Origin of the sequence: Veillonella sp. DNF00869 (assembly GCF_001553345.1) — a bacterium.
Taxonomy (GTDB): Bacteria; Bacillota; Negativicutes; order Veillonellales; family Veillonellaceae; genus F0422.
In genome coordinates this window covers 74,106-95,720 of the sequence record NZ_KQ960765.1, presented here as the reverse complement: position 1 = coordinate 95,720, position 21,615 = coordinate 74,106, and the positions used below count along the sequence as shown (strand labels likewise).

Here is a 21,615-nt window from a genome sequence, read left to right as displayed (position 1 = left end):
GTTGTGGCGACTAGATTATAATAACAGATTCACGAATTTGTGTCAACAGTTATTTTTAATCTTTTTAACTTTCTTAGTTACTAAGTTGTAAGAAAATTAAAAGTGCCTATGGCACTGAATGTATTATATGACATTTCCCAATAATTTGCAATACTTTTATGGAAATTTTTACATGTATTTTCTATAGAATAATATAGAACATAGTTATGCCTAATAGCCTTGTGGTGTTTCTTGCTATCTAAATTACACAAATATACGAAGAACACGATATGCTCCGAACATATCTTATAAAATAACGTTTGTAAGGAGTATGCCGTGTTCTTCCATTTGTCATATTCAGTTAATAACTATCACAAAGCAAAATAACATCACAACTGGCAATTCGTTGCCTAGTGCCGTTTTGTAGGATTGTGTTATTCGTTTCCCTTTGCACTATTTAGTTACAATACCTCAAGGCTGGTACTGTCTCTATTGTATTTTAGAATACACGTTGACGATATGTATACTCAGCATCAGATTTAGCTTGATTTGATTCTACTCCTTTTTGTGTAGATCCTTCTTTTTTTAGTACCGCTTGTAACAGCTCATTATCTGGGCCATATACCTCTATTGGGTCGTTAAATCCCGTTTCAATAGTTGTTCCATTTTCACTAATATAGTATTTATCATCGCCAAATTTATCGGCACCTTCGCCATATTGTTTCTCAACTTTATTAATCATATATTTATATTCTGCATACTCTGTGAGACTCGGATCTTTTTCTGTAACAACCCCAGTTACAAAACTATCATCTATACTAGGAAATTTCATATCTTTCCATCCTGCGCCAGCCCAAAGGTATGAACTAGCACCGATACCAAATACAATGGGTTTATTGTTTTTTACAGTTAACTTTCCGTCTGCTCCTTGTACAATTTCTAGAGTTGTTTGGCTCACATCATAATATGTTTCACCATCTTTGAAACTACCGACTTTGTCTTCACCATTTATGTTAGCTGTATATTCAGGATCCGTCTCACCCCACTTTGCTTGATTTACATCAAAATACTCTTCCGTAGCTCCTTTTTTAAACTTCAATGGAGCATTACCTGTTTTTGCCTGGCTACCATATACATATGTATGGCCTCTATCATCAGTAAGTGTAATTGTACCCTTAGCCTGAATCAACCCATGACCTACACGAATTTTATCGTATACACCCGCAATTAAGCCTATTTCTTCAATGGTAGCCATCCCAGGAATATCTCCACTGCTAACATCCTTATTGATAGCTAAGTCATACCATTTGTTGTCTGCTGTATTATGGAAACCAATACTCGTAATTGTCCCCTTCACACCCGTAACAGCGTTCACAATTTTCACTTTTTCACCAACTAATCCAGATCCATCTGTTGATACTGGAGGTGGCGGTGGCACTGAAGCACCTGGTGCTACGACAGCCGTACTTGGTGCTGTAGCCGCTGCTGCATCATCAGCTAAAACACTACCTACACCTAATACACTCACACAACCCAAGCCAAGCAATGCCATTGCTACTTGTTTTCGTAAGATGTTTACTTTCATCACTCTATCCCCCTAAATTACGCGAATCGTATATTGAATTGTTGTATCGTTCACCGCTGCTTCTGTTGTTGCTTTTGTGTACCGTTCTACAACAATATTATTTTGGCGACGTACTTTTGACAGTAATTTTGATTCTACTGTACGTTCTACACTTTCAGTTCGGTTTCCACCCCATAAAGCCACTGGAGATTTACCTAAACGATACATGATTTTTCCGAAAGTGCTGCCTTTTTGTTGCTGTACTTTATTATACCCTAAATCTACAGAAATATTTGGAGTCACTTGTAATTCTGCACCTACGTAGAAGCCTTTAGCATCATCATGATGTTTCATATCCCAACGATATACACTAGCATATGTTTTTGCCCATTCAGCACCTTTGAATGTATAAGCATATCCTACATCGTAGCCATTCACTACTTTTTCAAATACATGATGTGTTGCATCAATCTCACGTTCATCAGATAACCCACGATACACATTCGCACGGAATTCATTTTGGCCATGGAAATATTCCACACCACCGCTCACACGGCTATGATGATTTCTAAAGCCATGGTCATAGAACGCATTCACACCAACCATAGATGTTTTACTGTCATTCATTTGACGATAGCCAACACCTACATTCACTGTCGTTCCTAAATCTGTACCATTTGCCACACGACCTTGTGTAAATACAACAGATTTAGTATCCTTATCCACATGTGTCAAAGGTTGCACAGTCTCTAGCTCATATTGAGGTTTCCAATTTTTTTGAAAGCTCACACTCACATTCGTACGTTGCATCCAATCTGCTGAACTATCCCCTTGCATTACATTTGAAATAGCATTAGTCACCGCATAACTAGCTGCATAACGGCTGTTTACATCATCATTAGCTGCAAACACTGATGTTCCCACAAGACAGGCCATAACTGTAAGACCTAATAACTTTCTTCTCATGACATCCTCCTTAAAAACTCTCAACAGAAAGTATTTTCTACTTTCATATTTAATAATTTCATCATAATATATGTCAACATACCCCGTCAACATTTAGAAGTGTAATTCAACCACATTTTTATCTACCCTAGAATACAGTCATGCGTAGAACGCCTTGTGGCGATTATATTGACTAAATCACACAAATACAAGAAGAGCACGGTGTGCCCCCCACCCTAGAATGCAGTCATGCGTAGTAGTCTTATGACGGTCTTATATCAGTCTTATAAACAAAATATAGAAACGAGCAACATGTTCCTGAACAAACATTACGTAGTGCCGTTTGTGAAGGAATGTGTTGCTCGTTTCCTTTTGCTATATACAGATGAGACCGTCAAAGACTACATAGCATTATAAATGAAACCCTTGAGCTTTTGCAATTTCCACCAAGGCACTGCGCTTCTCATCCTTCATTTGTAATCGCCCCACTACTTGGTCTGTAAATTTAGGCAAGGGATAATTAGGACTACGAAGATCATAGTATTGATTCATTTCTTCATCATAATCTTCTAATAGCTCATGATAATTATCAAACGTACTATATTCATCATCAAATACATTTGCTTCTCTTGGCATGCGTGGTTTCAATGCTGGTTTTTGGTCTGCCATACCCAGTCCAAGTCCTACTACAGGGAATGTTAATTCAGGTAGGTTCAAAATTTCAATCATTTTTTCTGCATCGTTTAAGATACTTCCCAAATATACTGTACCATATCCTGCTAGCTCTGCTGCAGTCACCATATTTTGTGCCGCTAAACAGGCATCTGTCCACCCTTGGAAGAATCGATCTGCATCATTTGCTGTATCAAGATCCAGTCCTTTTTCTTTCATAATTTGTGCATTTCGATATGCATCTACTACAAATACAAATAGCTCAGGCATATCTTTCACATACTCTTGTTTGCATACCGCTGCAATAGCTTCTTTAATTTCAGGCTTTACAATTCGGATGATACTGAAAGTTTGCATTCCCATGCTTGTAGCAGTCCGTTTCGCTACATCTAACAAAATACTCAAATGTTGCGGAGACACTCGCATCGGTTTATATTGTCGAATACTTTTATGATCTAACATAATATCAATAGGGTTCATAGTTTTACTCCTAACCTTCATCATACTTTCACATAGTTTATGTAGTATAATAACAAATACTAGATGTACTGTATATATACCATTGTAGGGTACTTATTTTTTGTTTGTCAACAAGTACATCATATAGAAAGGACGATTTTATGAAACATTCATTGCTTTTGAAAGCTTTCACTATCGGCGCACTGATGACATCTGCCACAGTGGGCACTATGGCTGCAGATATGACTGCAAATATGTCCCCTGGAGAAATATCCGTCACAGGCCAAGCTGTTCGCCAAGTGGCACCATCCTATGCATTACTTAACCTTGGGGTATCTAGCAAAAATACGTCTGTTCAATCTGCAAAATCTCAAAATGATGCGATTATGTCTAAACTTATCTCATCCCTACAACATTTAGGCGTATCTAGAAATAATATCCAAACATCTAACATTACTATCAACCCTAATTACGATTACATTGATGGGAACTCAAAATTAAATGGCTATAATGTAAACAACACTGTTGTTGTAAGGGTGTATGACACATCCTCTATTGGAAAAGCCATCGACGCAGCTATTGCTAGTGGCGCTTCTGATATTAATTCTCTTACCTTCCAAACCGATGTATCCCAAGAGATAGAAGATCAATTATCTACATCTGCCATTAGTGATGCACGCCACCAAGCGGAAGTGATTGCAAAATCTCTTGGTCGCGAACTAGGTCCTGTTAAATCCGCAAGCTTAGGAACTACACGCACACAGACTATGGAGGTAAACCCTAGATATGCTATGCTTGCAGTAAAATCTATGGATTTATCTAGCTCTACACCTATAGAGAAGGGAGATATGTCCGCCAACAAAACAGCAAATGTAGTATTCTATCTGCAATAGAATCTATATCTCTTAATACAACTATCTGATTGCCAAAATATATGCATTCACATACACATCTAATGATGCATGTTATACATATTACTTACTATATAAATATAGCCCCCACAAGAAACGTCATCCTATGTATGGCGTTTCTTCATTTTTCTAAAAAAAGCCGTAGCGAACCTAATCATCGGTCGCTACGGCTTTTTCTTATTTTTTCTTAGGCACAACTTTAAAGCTATCATGCATTTGCTTTTTCATATCATCTGATAATGGACACGGCCATTCATTGATATCATTATGCTTCTTTAATTTTTTTAAATCCTCAGGACTTAATTTTTGCTTTTCTGCATCGTCAAATGTAATCATGATTCCATCACCTCTACTCGGAATACTAGAAAAGGAAAGACAAATTTCTTTCTATTTCCATTATATGATGAAAAGCACCTTCTTGTGAAGATGCTTTTCATATGTATACACAATACTTGTATCATCAAAAATCCACTAGGATCCATGTATCAGATTCACGCAAGGTGCCTCTATACTATCCTGTTTATTTCAGTGATTATGCACGATCTTTAATTTCTTGTTGGATATTTGCCAAGAATTCTTCCCAAGGAATCGCACCTTGTTCGCCTACGCCACGTTTACGAACAGCTACTTTTCCTTCTTCCACTTCTTTGTCACCTACCACAAGCATGTAGGATACTTTTTCCATTTGTGCTTGACGGATTTTGTAACCAATTTTTTCGCTACGATCATCTAGTTCCACACGCACATAGGCATCTTTAAATGCTTTACGTAATTTTTCAGCATATTCGACATGTTTTTCACTGATTGGAAGGATTTTCACTTGTACTGGTGCCATCCAAGTTGGGAACGCCCCTGCAAAGTGTTCAATCAAGATACCAATGAAACGTTCCATAGAACCAAAGCATGCACGGTGAATCATGATTGGACGATGTTTTTGACCATCTTCTGCGATATATTCCAAGTTAAAACGTTCTGGCAAGTTCATATCCAATTGGATAGTACCACATTGCCATGTACGGCCGATAGAATCGCGAATATGGAAATCTAGTTTAGGGCCATAGAACGCACCATCACCTTCGTTGATACGATATGGAATACCTTTTGCTTCAATCGCTTCACGCAATGCTTCTGTTGCTAATTCCCAGATTGCATCGTCGCCAATAGCGCCTTCTGGTTTTGTACTTAACTCTACATGATAGGACAAGCCAAATTGAGAGTAGATACGACCGAATAAGTCGATAACGCTCATTAACTCTTCTTTAATTTGAGATGGAGTCATGAATACATGGGCATCATCTTGTGTAAAGCTACGTACACGGAATAAACCATGTAAAGCACCGCTCAATTCGTGACGATGTACTAAACCAAGTTCTGCCATACGAATCGGCAAATCACGATAGGAATGCATATCGTTTGCATACACCAAGATACCGCCTGGGCAGTTCATTGGTTTTATGGCATATTCTGCTCCGTCGATTTGTGTTGTGTACATATTTTCACGGTAATGGAACCAGTGACCAGATGTTTCCCACAAATGTTGGCTTAAGATGATTGGAGTACGAACCTCTTCATAATCATAGTCATGATGTACTTCACGCCAGAAATCTTCTAAGGCATTTCGTACTACCATACCTTTTGGCAAGAAGAATGGGAATCCTGGTCCTTCTTCTTTGATAACGAATAAGCCAAGCTCTTTGCCTAATTTACGATGATCACGACGAGCTGCTTCTTCTAATAAGTGTAAGTATTCCTCTAGTTCTTCTTTCTTTTCAAAAGCAGTACCATAAATACGTTGCAACATTTTATTTTTTTCATCGCCACGCCAGTATGCACCTGCAATACTTTGTAATTTGAAAGCTTTTACTTTACCAGTGCTTGCTAAGTGTGGACCTGCGCAAAGGTCAGTGAACTCACCTTGTTTGTACGCAGAAATCACTGCATCAGCAGGCAAATCATTGATTAACTCTACTTTATAATTTTCATGTTTAGCTGCGAAGAAATCTAGTGCTTCTTGACGTTCCATCAATACTTTTTCGATAGGCAAGTTTTCTTTTACAATACGGCTCATTTCCGCTTCGATTTTCGGTAAATCTTCTGGCACTAATTTATGTTCCATATCGATGTCATAGTAGAAACCGTTCTCGATGGCTGGTCCAATGGCCAATTGCGCATCAGGCCACAAACGTTTTACTGCTTGCGCCATCACATGAGATGCTGTATGACGGAATGCATGTTTACCACCATCTTCTGCAAATGTTAAAAAACTTACCTTAGAACCTTCCACCAATACTTCACGAAGGTCTGTTAATTCTCCATTTACATCAGCGGCTAATACTTTTTTTGCTAAGCTGTTTGAAATTTGTTTTACTGCTTCACCCAATGTAGTTCCAGCTGCAAAAGCTTTAGAACTTCCATCAGGTAAAATGATATTTACTTCACTCATAGGTTACCTCCCTAGGTCTAATACTACTATGCCATTGGGGATGGCAATACTTTTTTACCAACAAAAAAAGACCTTCTCCCACACAAGGGACGAAGATCTTCGCGGTTCCACCCTAGTTAGCCCCTATTGATAGGACTCACTCTTACGGACGATAACGGGTCCACACGGATTTGATTACAAGCTAAGCCTTCACCAAACCAGTTTGAAGGTGGTAACGTCTAAGTCTACACTAGATACTCACAGCCAAGGTATCTTTCTCTGAAAGTATAGATGGTTAGGGTCATGTCCTTCGCATCACTGTTCTATATGTATAATACAAATATAGTAACTCCAAACTATATATCTGTCAAGCGATTTTTTTCGATGTAATTAATTCCCTATAAAAAAAGTACTACTCTCTGCACCCTGTCCGAGAACTGGTCATTGAGTAGTACTATGTATATGATCTTAAGACTTGAACATTAGCATCAACTTTTATCCCATGTCTCTTTAGCCGTTTCTAACAAACCTTTGAGCCGGGCTAAGCCTTTTCTTCGCAAACGATGAATATAACTATGACTGCACTCCATTGTGTCTGCAATAGATGCTACACTGTGATCTTTGTAATACACTTCTTCCACTACATGTTGCTCCGCTAAAGGCAACTGTTTCATGGCAGAGGTTACCATATCCCCATACATGCGTTCCTCGCAAACAATTTCTGTAGAAGGTCCCTCTGCAGGCAGTTGTTCCCACCAAGTTTCTCCATCTTCTGATTCAGTTTGTAACACAATGCCTTCCTTACCTTCTTTGCGAAGATAGTCTAATATGCGTCCACGAATACGATGCACTGCATAGAGGGAAAAAGCTACTCCTTTTTGGGAGTCATAGCGCTCTACTGCCTCAATTAGGCCAATCGTTCCCTCTTGAATGCAATCCATCATATCTATCTTAGAGGATTGATATACATTGGCTTCTTTCAATACTAATGGTTGGTAATGCTCTATGATCGTCATGCGAGCCTGCATATCTTCATGTTCTTCATAGGATTTCCAAAGCTGTTGTTCTTCTTCCCATGACAATAATTCAATTTTATCCACACTGGCAATATAATCATTAAGCATACCTTCACCTCCTTTAGAATCGATAGCGCCACTGCGCCCCTAAATAGCGTTTATTTTCATTATTAAACCACCCTGTAGCACTAACATTACGATTGATATCATACTGAAAACCATATGATACATGATCGTTTTTTAGCCCTCTAGTTAAGGTAACCATCAAATCTGGAACTACATATTTACCTATGGTCACATTAAAGTTATTTTTCTCTTGGAAATCACGAGAGTCTTTTCCATCCAAAGAGCCTGTAGTAATATTCACCAAATCTAAGCCCAATGTATCTTGCAACACATCTTCAATATACCCAAAAGCCAAGGACTGTAAACTAGAGGTAAGCAATGCATTCGCATCATCCGATGTAACACCACTGGCATTACCTACATTACGTCCAAAAGTCAACAAAGAAATAATTTGACGTTCCGATAAATTAGGTTCCGAAGTCAGTTTTAATCTCATCTGTGTAGCAGGTCCTTCTGCTTGCAAGGATACACGATAGTTCTTTACATTCGCCATACTTCGTACATTCAGTTCAGGAATCACACTACCTGTGACAAACTTAGCTTGCCCTTCAGTAATTTTAAAGCGATTTTTCAAATATTTTACATGCCCTTTATTCACAGATAACTTGCCGCTTGCCTTTGGTTCTCCTAAGGTACCTTCAAATTTTACCTGCCCTTGTAAGTACATATCATAAAGCAATGGATTATATAATCTCACATTGTTTTTAGCATGGATAGTCACATCTAGTCCCAATGGAATCGATGTCTCTGAACTACTAAAGGATAAAGGTATAGATCCCACCACATCATGGAGGTTGATGACACCTACTAAGGTTGGCAAATCATTTCTATTGATTATATACAATTCGCCTTCCAATGGGCCGGTATAAAATTCATGACCAATTTCTATACCTTTCATTTGTAATGCACCATCATAAGAAGTAATTCGAGAACCTGTCCATCCTATATTTCCAGATACGCCAGCATTACCTTTCCCCATGGTAGTACTTCCTGTAATATCAACATGATTACCACGGAATAATAGCTGTCCCTTTAACTGCGTCAATGGTTTCTTTAAGGATTTGAGCTGCATAGATCCATTCGCTAATTCTATCGTACCATCAGCTAATACATTCGCAGAGTTTCCTGTTACATGAACAATACCACGAATAGCCCCTTCTCCAGACTGTACCTCTTTAAACATCAACGGAAGTACTGACAAGTTCGCTTCATTCATATCCACATAAACATCAAATTGCTTACTCGCATCATCAGACACATATTCATTGGTTACCAATGCACTTAAAGGTAATTTACCACGCACTTTAATAGAAGAATCCGCTTTCTTGATCATCCCTTGTTGGATCGATACCACTTGGTCTTCCATATTACCTAAGATGCTTAACTGATCCAAGCTTATACCATTGATGACGGCTTGTTCTATTTCACTAGAAAACTCTACCTTTGGAGATTTCGTAGGACCCTGTACATTAATAATAAAGTTCCAGTTTCCTTGTCCATTGACATCTGATGTTACTATAGGCAAGATAGTTCCAACAGGCACTTTTGATGCTACTAACTGAATATCTGTAACCCCATCTAAATCAGCTTTACCTTTACCAGCAATAAGCCCTTCTTTAATAGGTAAATTAAACGTACGGATATCAATGGTACGTCCACCATAGCCCACATCCAGTGTAGCAGTTCCCACTACTTCATCACGAATAGTTGTATTTTCGAGAGATCCTTTTACATCTAACCTTGGGCTGTCACTAGTACCACCTAAATCAATGGTCGCCTGCAACTTGCCATTTACATCTGGTACATTTGCATTACTTAATGCTAATAACTGTTGCAATTCTCCATCTCGTACACGAACATAACCAAATAAGCGTTTCGATTCATCCAGTTGAACTCCACCTTTTACTTCATATTGACTAGTGCCGCTGCCCGTGAAAGTCAGTCCTTGTAGATGTACCACTTTCGGCGTAATGTACACAGCACCCGATATATCATGCAATGTAGTATCCTTCACCTGCATAACATCTGACTGTACCACGCCCTCAAAGATAGGTGCATCCACAGTTCCACCTAGATGTCCTTCTGCGCCTACATAGCCAACCATGTTGAGACCCGCATCCCGAATAAAGGGTTCAATCGGCACCGCATCACCTACAAAATTAATATCTAACTGTTTGTTTTGTATATCCCCATCTACCACAATAGAGGAACCATAGGTAGTAATGTCCAACCTTGGTAAATGTAAGTGCCCATCCTTATATGCATAAGATCCTTCAATAGATTCAAACAGTTTTCCATATATAGAACCATCCCAGGCTTTCACATATCCATTTACTTTAGGACGCTGTAAGGTACCTTCTATATGTACATCTGTGTGAATCCATCCTGTCATAGGAATATCTGTAAAGTTTGGCAATATGTCTTCAATACGTACATCCTTCGCAGAGCCTTTGATATCCACATCTTGATCTCCATCTAAATTGATAGTTCCTCGCACATCATAGATACTTTTTTTATATTCTAAATCACCGTCAAGGATATGCAGTTTTTTATCCTCTATATTTGCTTTCACAAACATACGGTCAAACTGTGTTACCCCATAAGAAAGTGCATCTCCCGCAATGGTAACAGTCCCTGTAGGGTTCTCTAGAGATCCTTGCAAGTTTGCTTCCATAGATACAGTGCCTCCCAAAGGTTTAGGTGACCATCCATTAAATTGTTCTAGTCCGATATGAGTACCGTATAGGCTAAGTCCAAACGTTCCATTTCCTAAGCGACCACTACCGGTGAATGTCCCCCTACTCCAGTTACCATTCATATAAGGTACTACTAGCTGTGTACCATCCCAAGATACACTAGCATCCAAAGTATCCACTAAGATAGATTGATACCCAATTTGACGTCCCCTTACAGAGCCCACTACATTTGAAATAACACCTCCCTGTCCTTCCACAGTCAAATCACCGCTGACAGATCCCTGCACAGAGGATTGTCCTCCAAGAGGTAGCCCATATAAAGACACATTTTGTAAGTTTAGCTGTGCCAAGAAATCTTTTGTATCTATATGATACGAGCCAGTACCTTTCACGGTTCCACCTTGCATATTCAGTTCCGCATCCCTCACATGGATGACTTGATCACCATAAGAAAGGTGCCCTTTTCCACGGTTTACTGTCATCCCTTCATAGGTGATATCTCGCACCTCTACATCTGCACTGGCTTTTACATTAGACACGTGACCTGTTACCAGTGCATCTGCTGTGATATATCCTGTCATTGGCAGTTGAGAAGCAAGATTCCATTCTTTCAATCCTACCGACAATTGCAAGGTAGGGTCTTCATCAAAAATATGATGTATGGTGCCATTCACACGAAGATACTCGTCATTCACATTTGTTTCTATTCCGTCTAAGAATAGAACATCTCCATGGATTTGAAGCTTTCCCTTCCCAGATGTTAATCGATGATCTTGAATGGTAGTCCCCACATTGTGCAGAGAAAGTCCTCCTTCGCCATACCAAAATCCACCACGTTGTGTTACTGTCAACGCAACATCTGTCAGATCACCCGTCATAGAGCTTACTGCGGTTGGTAATGAAATTCGAGTCACTATAGGAGCTATATCTAAATGTGGTGTTTCCACATAAAATGCTCGATCACCGCTACCATCCAGTGCCCATTGTATCTTGGAGTGAATTTGATCCTTTCCAATATGAGCATCAACGACTCCATCTAGCATATGACCACCATCACCCAAGACAGTACCATTCACATCTGATAGCAATAAAGGCGTTGCCTGTGGCAAGAATAGTGAAATCGTTCCATTTTCTACACGTAGCAATCCACTAAATTGACTAGGTTCTTCTGAGTCCCGTTCTTTTACCAACTGCAGTATATTCCATTGTCCAGTTTCATCTTGTACTACATTCACATGAGGTGAGGAGACAGTAATCGTTCCCACCAAAGCATCTGGTGATATCTGTCCAAAAGGATATTGCAATACCTTTAACCATTGTATAGACACTGTCAAAGCGTCCGCAATAAGTACAGATTGCCCCTTAGCATCTTCTACACTGAGATCTTTCATTTGAACAGAACCATCCCAACCAATGTGAAATGATGAATAGGAAACAGTTCCATTCAGTGCTGTATGTAATTGTTCTTGCACATAAGGTCCTACATAAGTTTCACTTAATGGTTGTAAGCCGAATCCAACGCCTGCTACACATCCACTAAGTACAATACCTAGTAGCCAATGTTTCCCCTTCATAATTTACCTCATATTACTAAGATGACTATCCCTGATTCACGATATTTACCCCAGTACCCACAGCAGAGTCAACCGGAATACCCATCGCTTTTTCTAAAGTAGCAATACTTAAATTGTAGTTATATAGTGCATCTACATAATTATTACGTGCCGTTGCTAACGAAGTTTCTGCGTCTAATACATCCACATTTGTACCCACTCCAGAACGATATCGTAGTGTCTTAATACGGAAATCTTCCTGTCCTGCTTCTACTGCAGCATGAGTACTTTTAATTTTTTGTTCTGCTGCTTTTAAATTTAAGTACGCCTCTTGCACTTGTAACTCTACCGTATCAATCGTTTGTGCATAGGCTTCTTTCGCTTTTTCTAACTTTGCTTTAGCAGCACTTACATTAGCTTTTGATTGGCCCCCATCCCATACATTCCAAGATAAGGTAGCGCCTACGGACCAGTCTTTGCTATCGTTACCAGCCCAATGTGCACCATTCATGCGTCGGCTAGCATTGGCTTTCACCACTGGAATATCAGAAGCATCTGCAAGGTCTACATTTTCTTCGGCTGCTTTCACTGCCATTGCCGCTTGTACAATGGCACCACGATGTGCTACTCCATAAGATTTTGCAGATTCCAATGAAATACCATATGGTGCATAGCTTAATTCTTTGTCTGCTGTTACGATTGGTGTAGATACAGGCAATCCTACATGATTATTGAACTTTGCCTCTGCTAAATTAGCAGCGTTTTTCGCTTCTACTAAAGCAGTTTTTGCATTCGCTAATCGTGTATTCGTAGCCAGTACATCAGATTTAGATACAATACCTACTTGATATTGTAAGTTAGCATTTTTTAAATGTTCTTCGTAATCACAGACTGTTTGTTCTGCTACATTTACCTTATTACGAGACATGATAAGGGACAAATAATTAGTGGCTGCCGTTAATTTAGCTGTTTGTGCGGCTTCCGTTAATGCTGCGCCACTGCCATCACGACTATATTTAGCTGCTTCAATTTGTGCATCCAAAGCACGATTAAATACAGATACTCCCACACCTAATTGATGCGAAAAGGCATTTCCAGTTTTACTAACACCGTTCACTTCATTTCCTGTATGGTTAGCGCTATAATTATACGTCACTACTGGATTCCTACCGCTAGTCGCAACTCCTACTTGTGCTATTGCCGCTTCATAATCCCATTGAGATTGATGTAAGGTTCTATTATTTTGCAATGCTAATGCAATGGATTGTGGCAATGTAATAGACACAGATTGACTGTTTGTCTGTGCTTGGTTTTTATATGCCTTTGTCATCATTGCTGCTTGCGCAGTTGCTTTTTCTTGAAAATGTACTAATTTTACTGTATCTGTTTGCGGTGCCGCTGCTCCTACTGTACATGCATAGGCTGCTAACATCGCTGCTACTGTCATTATTTTTGTATTCATTGGGTCCTCCTAAAATGTCTTTCTTAGCCCAAAATAATTCACACGGTTATGGTCATGTCCATACCAAGTCCATTGACCTACCACATAAGTATCTTTCCATAATTGAACATCTGAACGAATCCGATAGGAACCATGGCGGATATCGAATAGAGCTCCAGATAGTGAAACTGGTTTTCCAAATCCCACATCGGCTCCTACGCCTAGTTTTCCATCAAATAAACCACCTCGTAGGTATACTTGATCTAGCACTCGTTTTCCATAGGTAAGGTCCACATTCGAACCATTACCTATATTGGAAATCCCTAAGGTATAGATAGAATCCTTCGTCATAAGGCGCACATCTGCATCAGTACGAGCTTTTTTATCCTCTGGATTGTACAATACCTCTGCTCCTATCTGCGTCTTAAGATCCGACTTTTTTCCATCCGAACCTGCTTTCACGTCCCCACCGGTAAGACGATTTAGCTTAGTCGTTAATTGTGCTGTATTATGCAAAGTTTCCTTAATATCCGCAGCGCTCTTAGGGTCTGTTACAACTCCTTCCATAGCGCCTGCCATTTTTGAAATACTATCTGTAGTAGTTTTCAAATTATTCACAATTTGACGCATTTCTGTTCCTGCTTGACCATCTGCATTAAATTGTTTCATATTCGTATCCATTTGATTTGTCAAGGATTCCATATTTCGTGTAATGCCTACCATATTCGCTGTTAAAGCTGAAATATTGTCACTATTATTCGCTAACATAGCATTCATTTGAGCCGTCAAATTTGCTGTATTTTGAGCAATTAACTCTGTCGATTGTAAGGCATTGCGTAAAGCGCTTTGTGTTTTTTCATCACCAATGATGCCATTCATGGATTGCAATGTAGTGGTGGCCGCTTCCATCAATTTCGTAGCTTGCGCCATGGTTTTATCGATTTCACTTTTTCCATCCCCTGTAATGAAAGCACCATCATCTAAATACAAAGTACTACGGCCTGGCGTAATTTGGATGAATTTATCCCCTAAAATACCATCACTTTCCATGGTAAAAGCAGAGTCTGTCGGAATTTTTACATCCTTGTCGATGTCCATAGCCACCGTAATCCCTTTGTCAGTGACTTGCATAGATTTGACTTTCCCTACTTTCACCCCTGAAAAGCGCACAGTATTGCCTTCTTTCAACCCCGTTACAGATTGAAAATTCCCAGCAATATGCATAGTAGGAGCTGCAAATATATCAAATCGTCCTAAAAATACAATACACACAGCAAATAGGACTACCCCCACTACGGTAAATAGACCTACCTTCGCCTCTGTTGTCCAGTTCATGGTATATCTCCTTCTTCTTGTATCTCTGTTTTCACAGATTTACGACCCTCTATAAATTGTTGTACCTTCGGATTCTTAGAATGTCTAAACTCTTCTGTTGGTGATACTTCAATAAACTTTCCTTTATCTAGTAAGGCAATGCGGTCTGCCACAAAAAAGGCTGAGTTCATATCGTGAGTGACCACGATAGAACTACATTGCAAATGAGATTGCATACTCCGTATTAAACGACTAATGGTGCCCGATGTAATCGGATCCAATCCTGATGTCGGTTCATCATATAGAATGATTTTAGGATCTAAAGCAATAGCACGAGCCAAGCTAATCCGTTTTTTCATCCCCCCTGATAGTTCACTAGGCATGTACTGTTCAGTCTTTGGCAATCCTACCATACGTAGCTTTCTAGCTACAGTACGTTGAATCTCCTCTTCGCTCATCGTCGTATGTTGGCGTAGTCCAAAGGCTACATTCTCTCCTACACTCATAGAATCAAATAACGCAGAGTATTGAAAGACCATCCCCATAGTTTGTCGCAACCGATCGAATTCATTCTCATCGATTTTCGTAATATCTACATCATCTACTAAAATAGTACCACTGGTAGGCCGTAAAAGACCGATAATCAATTTAAGCAAAGTACTTTTGCCCGCTCCAGAGCCTCCTAAAATAGCTAGAGTTTCTCCATCATGGATAGTTAAATCTACATGGTCTAAAATAATTCTATTCTCATAGGCTAGGACCACGTTTTGTAATTCAATCATAGGTCCTCCTAGAATAATAAGACTGATAAAAAGTAATTTAATATAAAGACTAAAATGATACTGGTTACTACAGAGCTAGTAGTAGCATAGCCAACAGCAGTTGCCCCCATATCTGTGTACATGCCTTTATAAGATCCAACTAGGGCAATAACCGCTCCGAACACACAAGATTTAATGAGTCCGTACGTCAAATCAGATAGGATCGCAAAAATTTGAATGGAGTCTAAATAGGTAGAACCGGCTAGTCCTTTCACTATGGTAGCTACCAAGTATCCCCCACCTGTACCGATAAGAACACCATAAAATGTCAAGATTGGCACCATAATCATACATGCTACAACACGAGGTACTACAAGATACCCAATGGGGTTAACCGCCATGACCTTTAAGGCATCGATTTGCTCTGTTACTTTCATAGTTCCTAACTCTGCCGTAATAGCTGCACCCACACGACCTGCTAATACAACGCCAACTAAAACTGGGCCTAATTCGCGCCCCATAGCAATGGCCATAATACCACCCACAGTTCCCTGTGCACCATAGTGTATCAATACATCTGCCATTTGCAATGTCATCACAGCGCCTGCAAAAAACATAGTCAGTGATAAAATCGGCAAGGAATACACTCCTAAGTGCGCCATTTGTTCGATTGTCAGCTTCCAATTTATTTTTGGTAATTGTCCTATGGTCCTCCATAGTAACAGCATGGCCTCTCCTATTTGTGATAGGAAAAAGATTATTTGCTTACCAATCCATGTTAACCAAATCATAATTCCTCCTGAGTATTTATATCAATCTTCAGTATATCACAAAACTCTTTGAATGTGCAGTAGTACCATAAGAGTTTTCAAAAATAAGAGCAGGAAATGATGAGGTATCACTTCCTGCTCTCTTCAGATGAAACTATTTAGTTTTCTTTTGGTCTGACTCTTCTGCTTTTACTTTCTCTTTTAACTTTGAAAGTTTTTCTTTGATACGTTGTTTACGTAAATGGTCTCGATCTTTTTTATCTACCACTTGTACCGTAAACTGTCCATCACCTAAAACAACATAATCTACTACGACTCGTGATGCTTCATTGTTTTCTTTTTCGTCATCATCAGAGGCTTTCAAACCTTTTTTATGTTTGCCTCCATTTGGCAACTCATCATCGTCCACATCTTCCTCGTCTGCTTCTAGGCGTTGCTTTTTCGCCTTGTCCCCAGACTCTTCCACCATACTGATATCATCGGCTAAAAACTCTGCTACAATTTGGTTATTCTGATCATCTTCACTGAGATCTTTGAAATATTCATCAAAGTTTTTATGCACTTTCAATCGCTCTACAATTTCATCTGTCAAATTATATTTTTGTTTTTCAAACAAGTATGGCAATGGAATCACGCCACCACCACGCACTTCAAGTGTATAGGTTCCTAGCTTTTGATCTTCTGGCACTTTAAAGATAATTTCTCGTTGAATCTTTCCTTCGCGGTAGGCTTGTAAATTGGCAGTAATCACAATGTTGTCCCCAGGAGATACAATGACTTGGTCTGCACTAGCATCGATGATCGTAGCTGTACGTTTTGCTTCTTCCACTTGTACATCTACTTGAATATCACGGATTTCATAGTCTTTGAAAGCATTATTCATTAAACTTTCTACAATATCGAATAATTCATCGATAGATTTTTCAGATACTGAGCTACTGGAGTACACCATATTCCGTCGTTCTAAGGTAGGTAATTTAGGATCTACAGGTGTAATCTTAATATTGATCTTAGCTGTACCACCACCTACACGGTCTAGCGTTTTGTTCAGCAGGCTATATACGGAGGTCGCCACCAAGGTCGGCGTTAGTTTAGAAGATTCCACAACCGTGACCGCCGCATTTCGCTCTACCCCACGATCTAAATCACGAAGTTGCATACGCACAGGAACACCTTTTCCAAATACCCCAACGGTACCAGCAATACCTGCCCCGCGATCTTCTGTGATAACACCTACTTCTCGCCCTAAGGACCCCAATTTAAAACCAGAATCTATACTTTTTACTACTGTAAAAATACTGGAGTTATTCATGAAATAACCTGTAGAGCCACGTTTATCAAATGGGTGTCCAAAGGCAACTACTTTATCCTTATCTACATAGGTAACAGTCCCCACGGCGCCCATCTTCAAATCACCTTTTACCAGTAACGCCGCAATAGAGCCACCAGGCACCATTGGTTTCACAATATCATCCGTGCTGTCACTAGCCGTAGCATATCCTTTATAACCAAAGTCCTTAAATTTTGTTCCCAAATATGCTAAGGATGTTTCATCATAACCATCTGCCATCAATGGTGTGCCCAACGGAATCAATTGTGTATCTTTCCATGGATTCGGTAAATCTTTTTGGTATTTCTCATCCCACAGTTTCACCATTTGATCGATAGGTGTTACCATGCCCAAAGTACCGTCTGTAAATCCCCAGCCATAGGCAACAGCACCTACCAATTTTCCATCAATGTATACGGGGCTACCACTCATACCATGAACAATCCCCCCCGATGCATCAATGATGGGACCTGATACTTTCACTAAAATCAAATCCCCCGATGGGCCACGTTGTTTCATAACGCCTAGGACTTCCACTTTGAAAGAATCAATTTTATCCCCTTGTACTACTGTATCCGCATGACCTACCATGCCACGGTGTAAATCCTCTACTTTCATAAATTCTATTGCATGAGCACTTGTAAAAGTAGCCCCACACAATAAGAGCGCCAGCACACCCTTAGTGTACCGACGCCAAAAACGATGTAATTGCATCTATATCGCCTCTTCTTATTGATTATTAATAATTAGTTATTGATCACTGTTATAATTTGACCTCGTTCCACTGTAGCACCTGGCTCCACAGAGACTGTTTGTACCACACCGTTCACAGTGGCACGGGATGCTACCATAGGTCCCCCTAATGTTTGTACTGTTAGCAATGGGTCCCCTTCTTTGACAGAAGTTCCTACACTAACCACAGATACGACTTCACCAGATAACACAGTTTCATGATTTACTGGTGCAGCCTCTGCCGTAGATGTCACTAAAAATGCTGCTAACAATGCCCCCAAACTATATAGAAAAACTTTTTTCATATATATACACCTCCTACAATTTTCTTCCATGTACAGTATATCATATTTTCAAGAGTCAGAACAATCAATTCCTAGTAAAATAGTCTATCTTTTCATACACTATCTTACTTCCCTTATCATAAACTTTGTATATGAAAAAATCATGAAGTCAAGTACCACTTATCGTAGTTCTTCCAAGGTATCGCGCAATTGATTCAACTCTGATAGCGCTTTTCCTGTGCCCAAGATAACAGAATACCTAGGATGTTCCACTACATAAGCAGGACGACCCGTTTTTTCTGTAATCATTCGGTCTAAACCACGAAGCTGAGAGCCTCCACCAGTCAAAATAATACCATGGTGATTAATTTGCGCCAATAATTCTGGAGGTGTTTTTTCTAAAATGCTAATGATTCCTTCAATGATATGTTGCACTGGTCTTTCTAGAGCAAACTTCATATCTTTTGAAGTAATTTCCACCGCCCGTGGCAAGCCTGTCACACTGTGTCGACCTCTAACGATAGCACGTTCCTCTCCAGATCTTGAATCTACGGTACCCACTTCAATTTTTAGATCTTCTGCTGTCAAGGGACCTATAAGAAGCTTTTTCTTCCGCTTCATGTATTGTAGTAACGCTTCATCAAAGGTATCGCTACCGATGCGTAAACTCTCACTGACTACTACGCCAGAATCACAAATGACAGCAATATCTGTGGTGCCACCGCCTATATCGACCACCATGGCTCCCACTTGTTCAGCCTTATCTAAGCCAGTGCCAATAGCGGCTGCTAAAGGTTCTTCCATAAGCACTATTTTACGAGCTCCTGCTTGTAAGAGCACTTCTAAAACAGCCCGCTTTTCCACGGGTGTAATACTGGAGGGAACACAAGCAATCATACGGGATCGAATTAGCCCAGATACAGGCACTACACGACGAATAAAGTAACGCAACATATAAGCCGTTGTATCATAATCGGCAATGACGCCCCCTTTTAAGGGCTGAATCACTTCAATGCCCTCTGGCGTCCTACCTAAAATGGCTCGCGCTTCATGACCTACGGCAATCACTTCTCTAGTCTTTGTATCACAAGCCACAAACCCTGGCTCATCTAAAACTATACCTCGGCCTTTGACATACATCACTACGTTAGTGGTACCCAAATCGATACCAATATCAGTAGTCCATAGAAGGCTCATTTTTTCAAGAAATGATAGAGAGCGACTTTCGCGCTTAAAGGACGTTTGCTTGGTAGTCGTTCCTATTGGTTTTCTACGTACACCACGTTGTTTCCGTCTATCCTCTCTAGTTTGAGGCTGTTTTGGCTTACTCGTCCACCCGAACAATGTTAGCACCTATTCCTTTTAATTTTGTAACTAAATTATCATAGCCACGATCAATATGAGTCAATTGCCCCACTTTGGTCACCCCAGAAGCAGCTAAGCCTGCGCACACAAGAGCCGCACCACAACGTAAATCAGTCGCTTCTACTTCAGCACCTACCAATTGTTCAACACCGGTTACGATAGCTTTACGATCATCTACCTCAATGGAAGCACCCATTTTTTTCAACTCATCCACATGCATAAAACGATTTTCAAAGACTGTTTCCATCACAGTACTTGTACCTTTGGCAATCGTCGTCATAGCCATAAATTGAGCCTGCATATCTGTAGGGAATCCAGGGTATGGCAAGGTTTTAATAGATGTTGCTTTCAACTGTCCATTACTGATAACACGAATACCATCAATATCTTCTTCTACTGTAACACCAGCTTCTTTTAACTTAGCTACCACAGGCTTTAAATGCTCTGAAAGGGCATTTTCTACATATACATCGCCACCAGCCATAGCTGCAGCAATTAAATAGGTACCCGCTTCAATGCGGTCTGGAATCACTGTATGCACAGCACCTTTTAATTCTTTGACGCCTTCAATACGAATCACATCCGTACCAGCACCGCGAATATTAGCACCCATACTATTTAAGAATGTAGCTAAATCAACAATTTCTGGTTCTTCTGCAGCATTTTCAATGATTGTTTTGCCTTCTGCAAAGGTTGCTGCCATAATTACATTTTCAGTGGCCCCCACACTTGGGAAGTCTAAATAAATTAAATTACCTTTTAATCCTTCTGGAGCCTTTGCTTCTACAAAACCTTCTCCCATAGTGATAGTCGCACCTAGTGCTTCAAAAGCTTTTAAATGCAAATCGATTGGACGACTACCAATCGCACAACCACCTGGTAAGGCAATACGAGCTTCTCCTTTGCGCGCCAATAAAGGTCCCATCACTAAAAAGGAAGCACGCATACGACGCACTAGATCATAAGGCGCCTCAGTAGCAGAAATTGTAGACGCATCAAAGGTAATATTTTCTCCATCTTTTGTTACTTTCACACCAAGGGATGCAATCACATCACAAATAGTATGAACATCTTCCAAATCTGGAATTTCAAGCAGGGTGCTTGGAGTAGACGCCAATAAAGTCGCTGCAATAATTGGTAGTACCGCATTTTTTGCACTACTTACTCGAATACGACCTTCTAAAGGTGTACCTCCTTGAATAATAAGCTTTTCCAACTGAATTCCTCCTAATCTTATTTATAGTTATCGTTTAACGGTGATACCCTATCACCTTT

16 protein-coding genes are annotated in these 21,615 nt (G+C 39.9%); 1 reads left to right on the top strand and 15 read right to left on the bottom strand.

The genetic code is table 11. The annotated features are described in order from the left end of the window. Nucleotides 1–478: 478 nt before the first annotated feature. From HMPREF3032_RS02220 to HMPREF3032_RS02210, 3 genes are all read right to left on the bottom strand, one after another. Entirely contained in the window at nucleotides 479–1,564 is a 1,086-nt protein-coding gene (locus HMPREF3032_RS02220) for a hypothetical protein (RefSeq protein ID WP_062401453.1), read from the bottom strand. 12 nt (nucleotides 1,565–1,576) lie between these two features. Further along, nucleotides 1,577–2,509 (bottom strand): inverse autotransporter beta domain-containing protein, encoded by a 933-nt coding sequence (locus tag HMPREF3032_RS02215; RefSeq protein WP_062401451.1) that lies wholly within the window; start codon nucleotides 2,507–2,509, stop codon nucleotides 1,577–1,579. 390 nt (nucleotides 2,510–2,899) lie between these two features. Beyond that, a complete protein-coding gene (locus HMPREF3032_RS02210; RefSeq protein WP_062401449.1) occupies nucleotides 2,900–3,640 on the bottom strand; it encodes an NADPH-dependent oxidoreductase in 741 nt (246 codons plus the stop codon). A gap of 140 nt (nucleotides 3,641–3,780) precedes the next feature. Here HMPREF3032_RS02210 and HMPREF3032_RS02205 point away from each other — a divergent pair, with 140 nt between their 5' ends. Then, nucleotides 3,781–4,512 carry an SIMPL domain-containing protein gene (locus tag HMPREF3032_RS02205; RefSeq protein WP_062401447.1) on the top strand — a complete coding sequence of 244 codons (732 nt, stop codon included), beginning with the start codon at nucleotides 3,781–3,783 and terminating at the stop codon, nucleotides 4,510–4,512. Between the two features lie 195 nt (nucleotides 4,513–4,707). Here the strand turns inward: HMPREF3032_RS02205 and HMPREF3032_RS07555 are convergent, their stop codons facing one another. The 12 genes from HMPREF3032_RS07555 to murA all read right to left on the bottom strand — a co-directional run bounded on the left by HMPREF3032_RS07555 (nucleotide 4,708) and on the right by murA (nucleotide 21,556). Next, the gene (locus HMPREF3032_RS07555; protein ID WP_009353813.1) at nucleotides 4,708–4,866 is read right to left on the bottom strand and encodes a hypothetical protein; all 159 of its coding nucleotides are present in this window, start codon (nucleotides 4,864–4,866) and stop codon (nucleotides 4,708–4,710) included. Nucleotides 4,867–5,062: 196 nt separating this feature from the next. After that, entirely contained in the window at nucleotides 5,063–6,973 is a 1,911-nt protein-coding gene (thrS, locus tag HMPREF3032_RS02200; RefSeq protein WP_062401446.1) for a threonine--tRNA ligase, read from the bottom strand. A 467-nt stretch (nucleotides 6,974–7,440) separates the two neighbouring features. Further along, nucleotides 7,441–8,076 (bottom strand): sigma-70 family RNA polymerase sigma factor, encoded by a 636-nt coding sequence (locus HMPREF3032_RS02195; protein WP_009353815.1) that lies wholly within the window; start codon nucleotides 8,074–8,076, stop codon nucleotides 7,441–7,443. 13 nt (nucleotides 8,077–8,089) lie between these two features. Then, nucleotides 8,090–12,364: a translocation/assembly module TamB domain-containing protein gene (locus tag HMPREF3032_RS02190; protein ID WP_062401444.1), complete on the bottom strand. Its 4,275-nt coding sequence runs from the start codon at nucleotides 12,362–12,364 to the stop codon at nucleotides 8,090–8,092. Between the two features lie 25 nt (nucleotides 12,365–12,389). Next, the gene (locus HMPREF3032_RS02185) at nucleotides 12,390–13,805 is read right to left on the bottom strand and encodes a TolC family protein (protein ID WP_062401440.1); all 1,416 of its coding nucleotides are present in this window, start codon (nucleotides 13,803–13,805) and stop codon (nucleotides 12,390–12,392) included. Nucleotides 13,806–13,814: 9 nt separating this feature from the next. Further along, nucleotides 13,815–15,119 carry an MlaD family protein gene (locus tag HMPREF3032_RS02180; RefSeq protein WP_062401438.1) on the bottom strand — a complete coding sequence of 435 codons (1,305 nt, stop codon included), beginning with the start codon at nucleotides 15,117–15,119 and terminating at the stop codon, nucleotides 13,815–13,817. After that, nucleotides 15,116–15,880 carry an ABC transporter ATP-binding protein gene (locus tag HMPREF3032_RS02175; protein ID WP_009353808.1) on the bottom strand — a complete coding sequence of 255 codons (765 nt, stop codon included), beginning with the start codon at nucleotides 15,878–15,880 and terminating at the stop codon, nucleotides 15,116–15,118. Before HMPREF3032_RS02175 ends, HMPREF3032_RS02180 begins: the two co-directional genes overlap by 4 nt. 8 nt (nucleotides 15,881–15,888) lie before the next feature. Further along, nucleotides 15,889–16,650, bottom strand: a complete 762-nt coding sequence (locus tag HMPREF3032_RS02170; RefSeq protein ID WP_062401437.1) for an MlaE family ABC transporter permease — start codon at nucleotides 16,648–16,650, stop codon at nucleotides 15,889–15,891. 133 nt (nucleotides 16,651–16,783) lie between these two features. Further along, nucleotides 16,784–18,673: a SpoIVB peptidase S55 domain-containing protein gene (locus tag HMPREF3032_RS02165; RefSeq protein WP_062401436.1), complete on the bottom strand. Its 1,890-nt coding sequence runs from the start codon at nucleotides 18,671–18,673 to the stop codon at nucleotides 16,784–16,786. Between the two features lie 32 nt (nucleotides 18,674–18,705). Then, nucleotides 18,706–18,996: a biotin/lipoyl-containing protein gene (locus HMPREF3032_RS02160; protein WP_009353801.1), complete on the bottom strand. Its 291-nt coding sequence runs from the start codon at nucleotides 18,994–18,996 to the stop codon at nucleotides 18,706–18,708. A 159-nt stretch (nucleotides 18,997–19,155) separates the two neighbouring features. Beyond that, nucleotides 19,156–20,328, bottom strand: a complete 1,173-nt coding sequence (locus tag HMPREF3032_RS02155; RefSeq protein ID WP_062401435.1) for a rod shape-determining protein — start codon at nucleotides 20,326–20,328, stop codon at nucleotides 19,156–19,158. Next, nucleotides 20,300–21,556, bottom strand: coding sequence for a UDP-N-acetylglucosamine 1-carboxyvinyltransferase (murA, locus tag HMPREF3032_RS02150; protein ID WP_062401434.1), 1,257 nt, complete (start codon nucleotides 21,554–21,556; stop codon nucleotides 20,300–20,302). The genes HMPREF3032_RS02155 and murA overlap by 29 nt, the downstream gene beginning before the upstream one ends. Nucleotides 21,557–21,615: the final 59 nt, after the last annotated feature.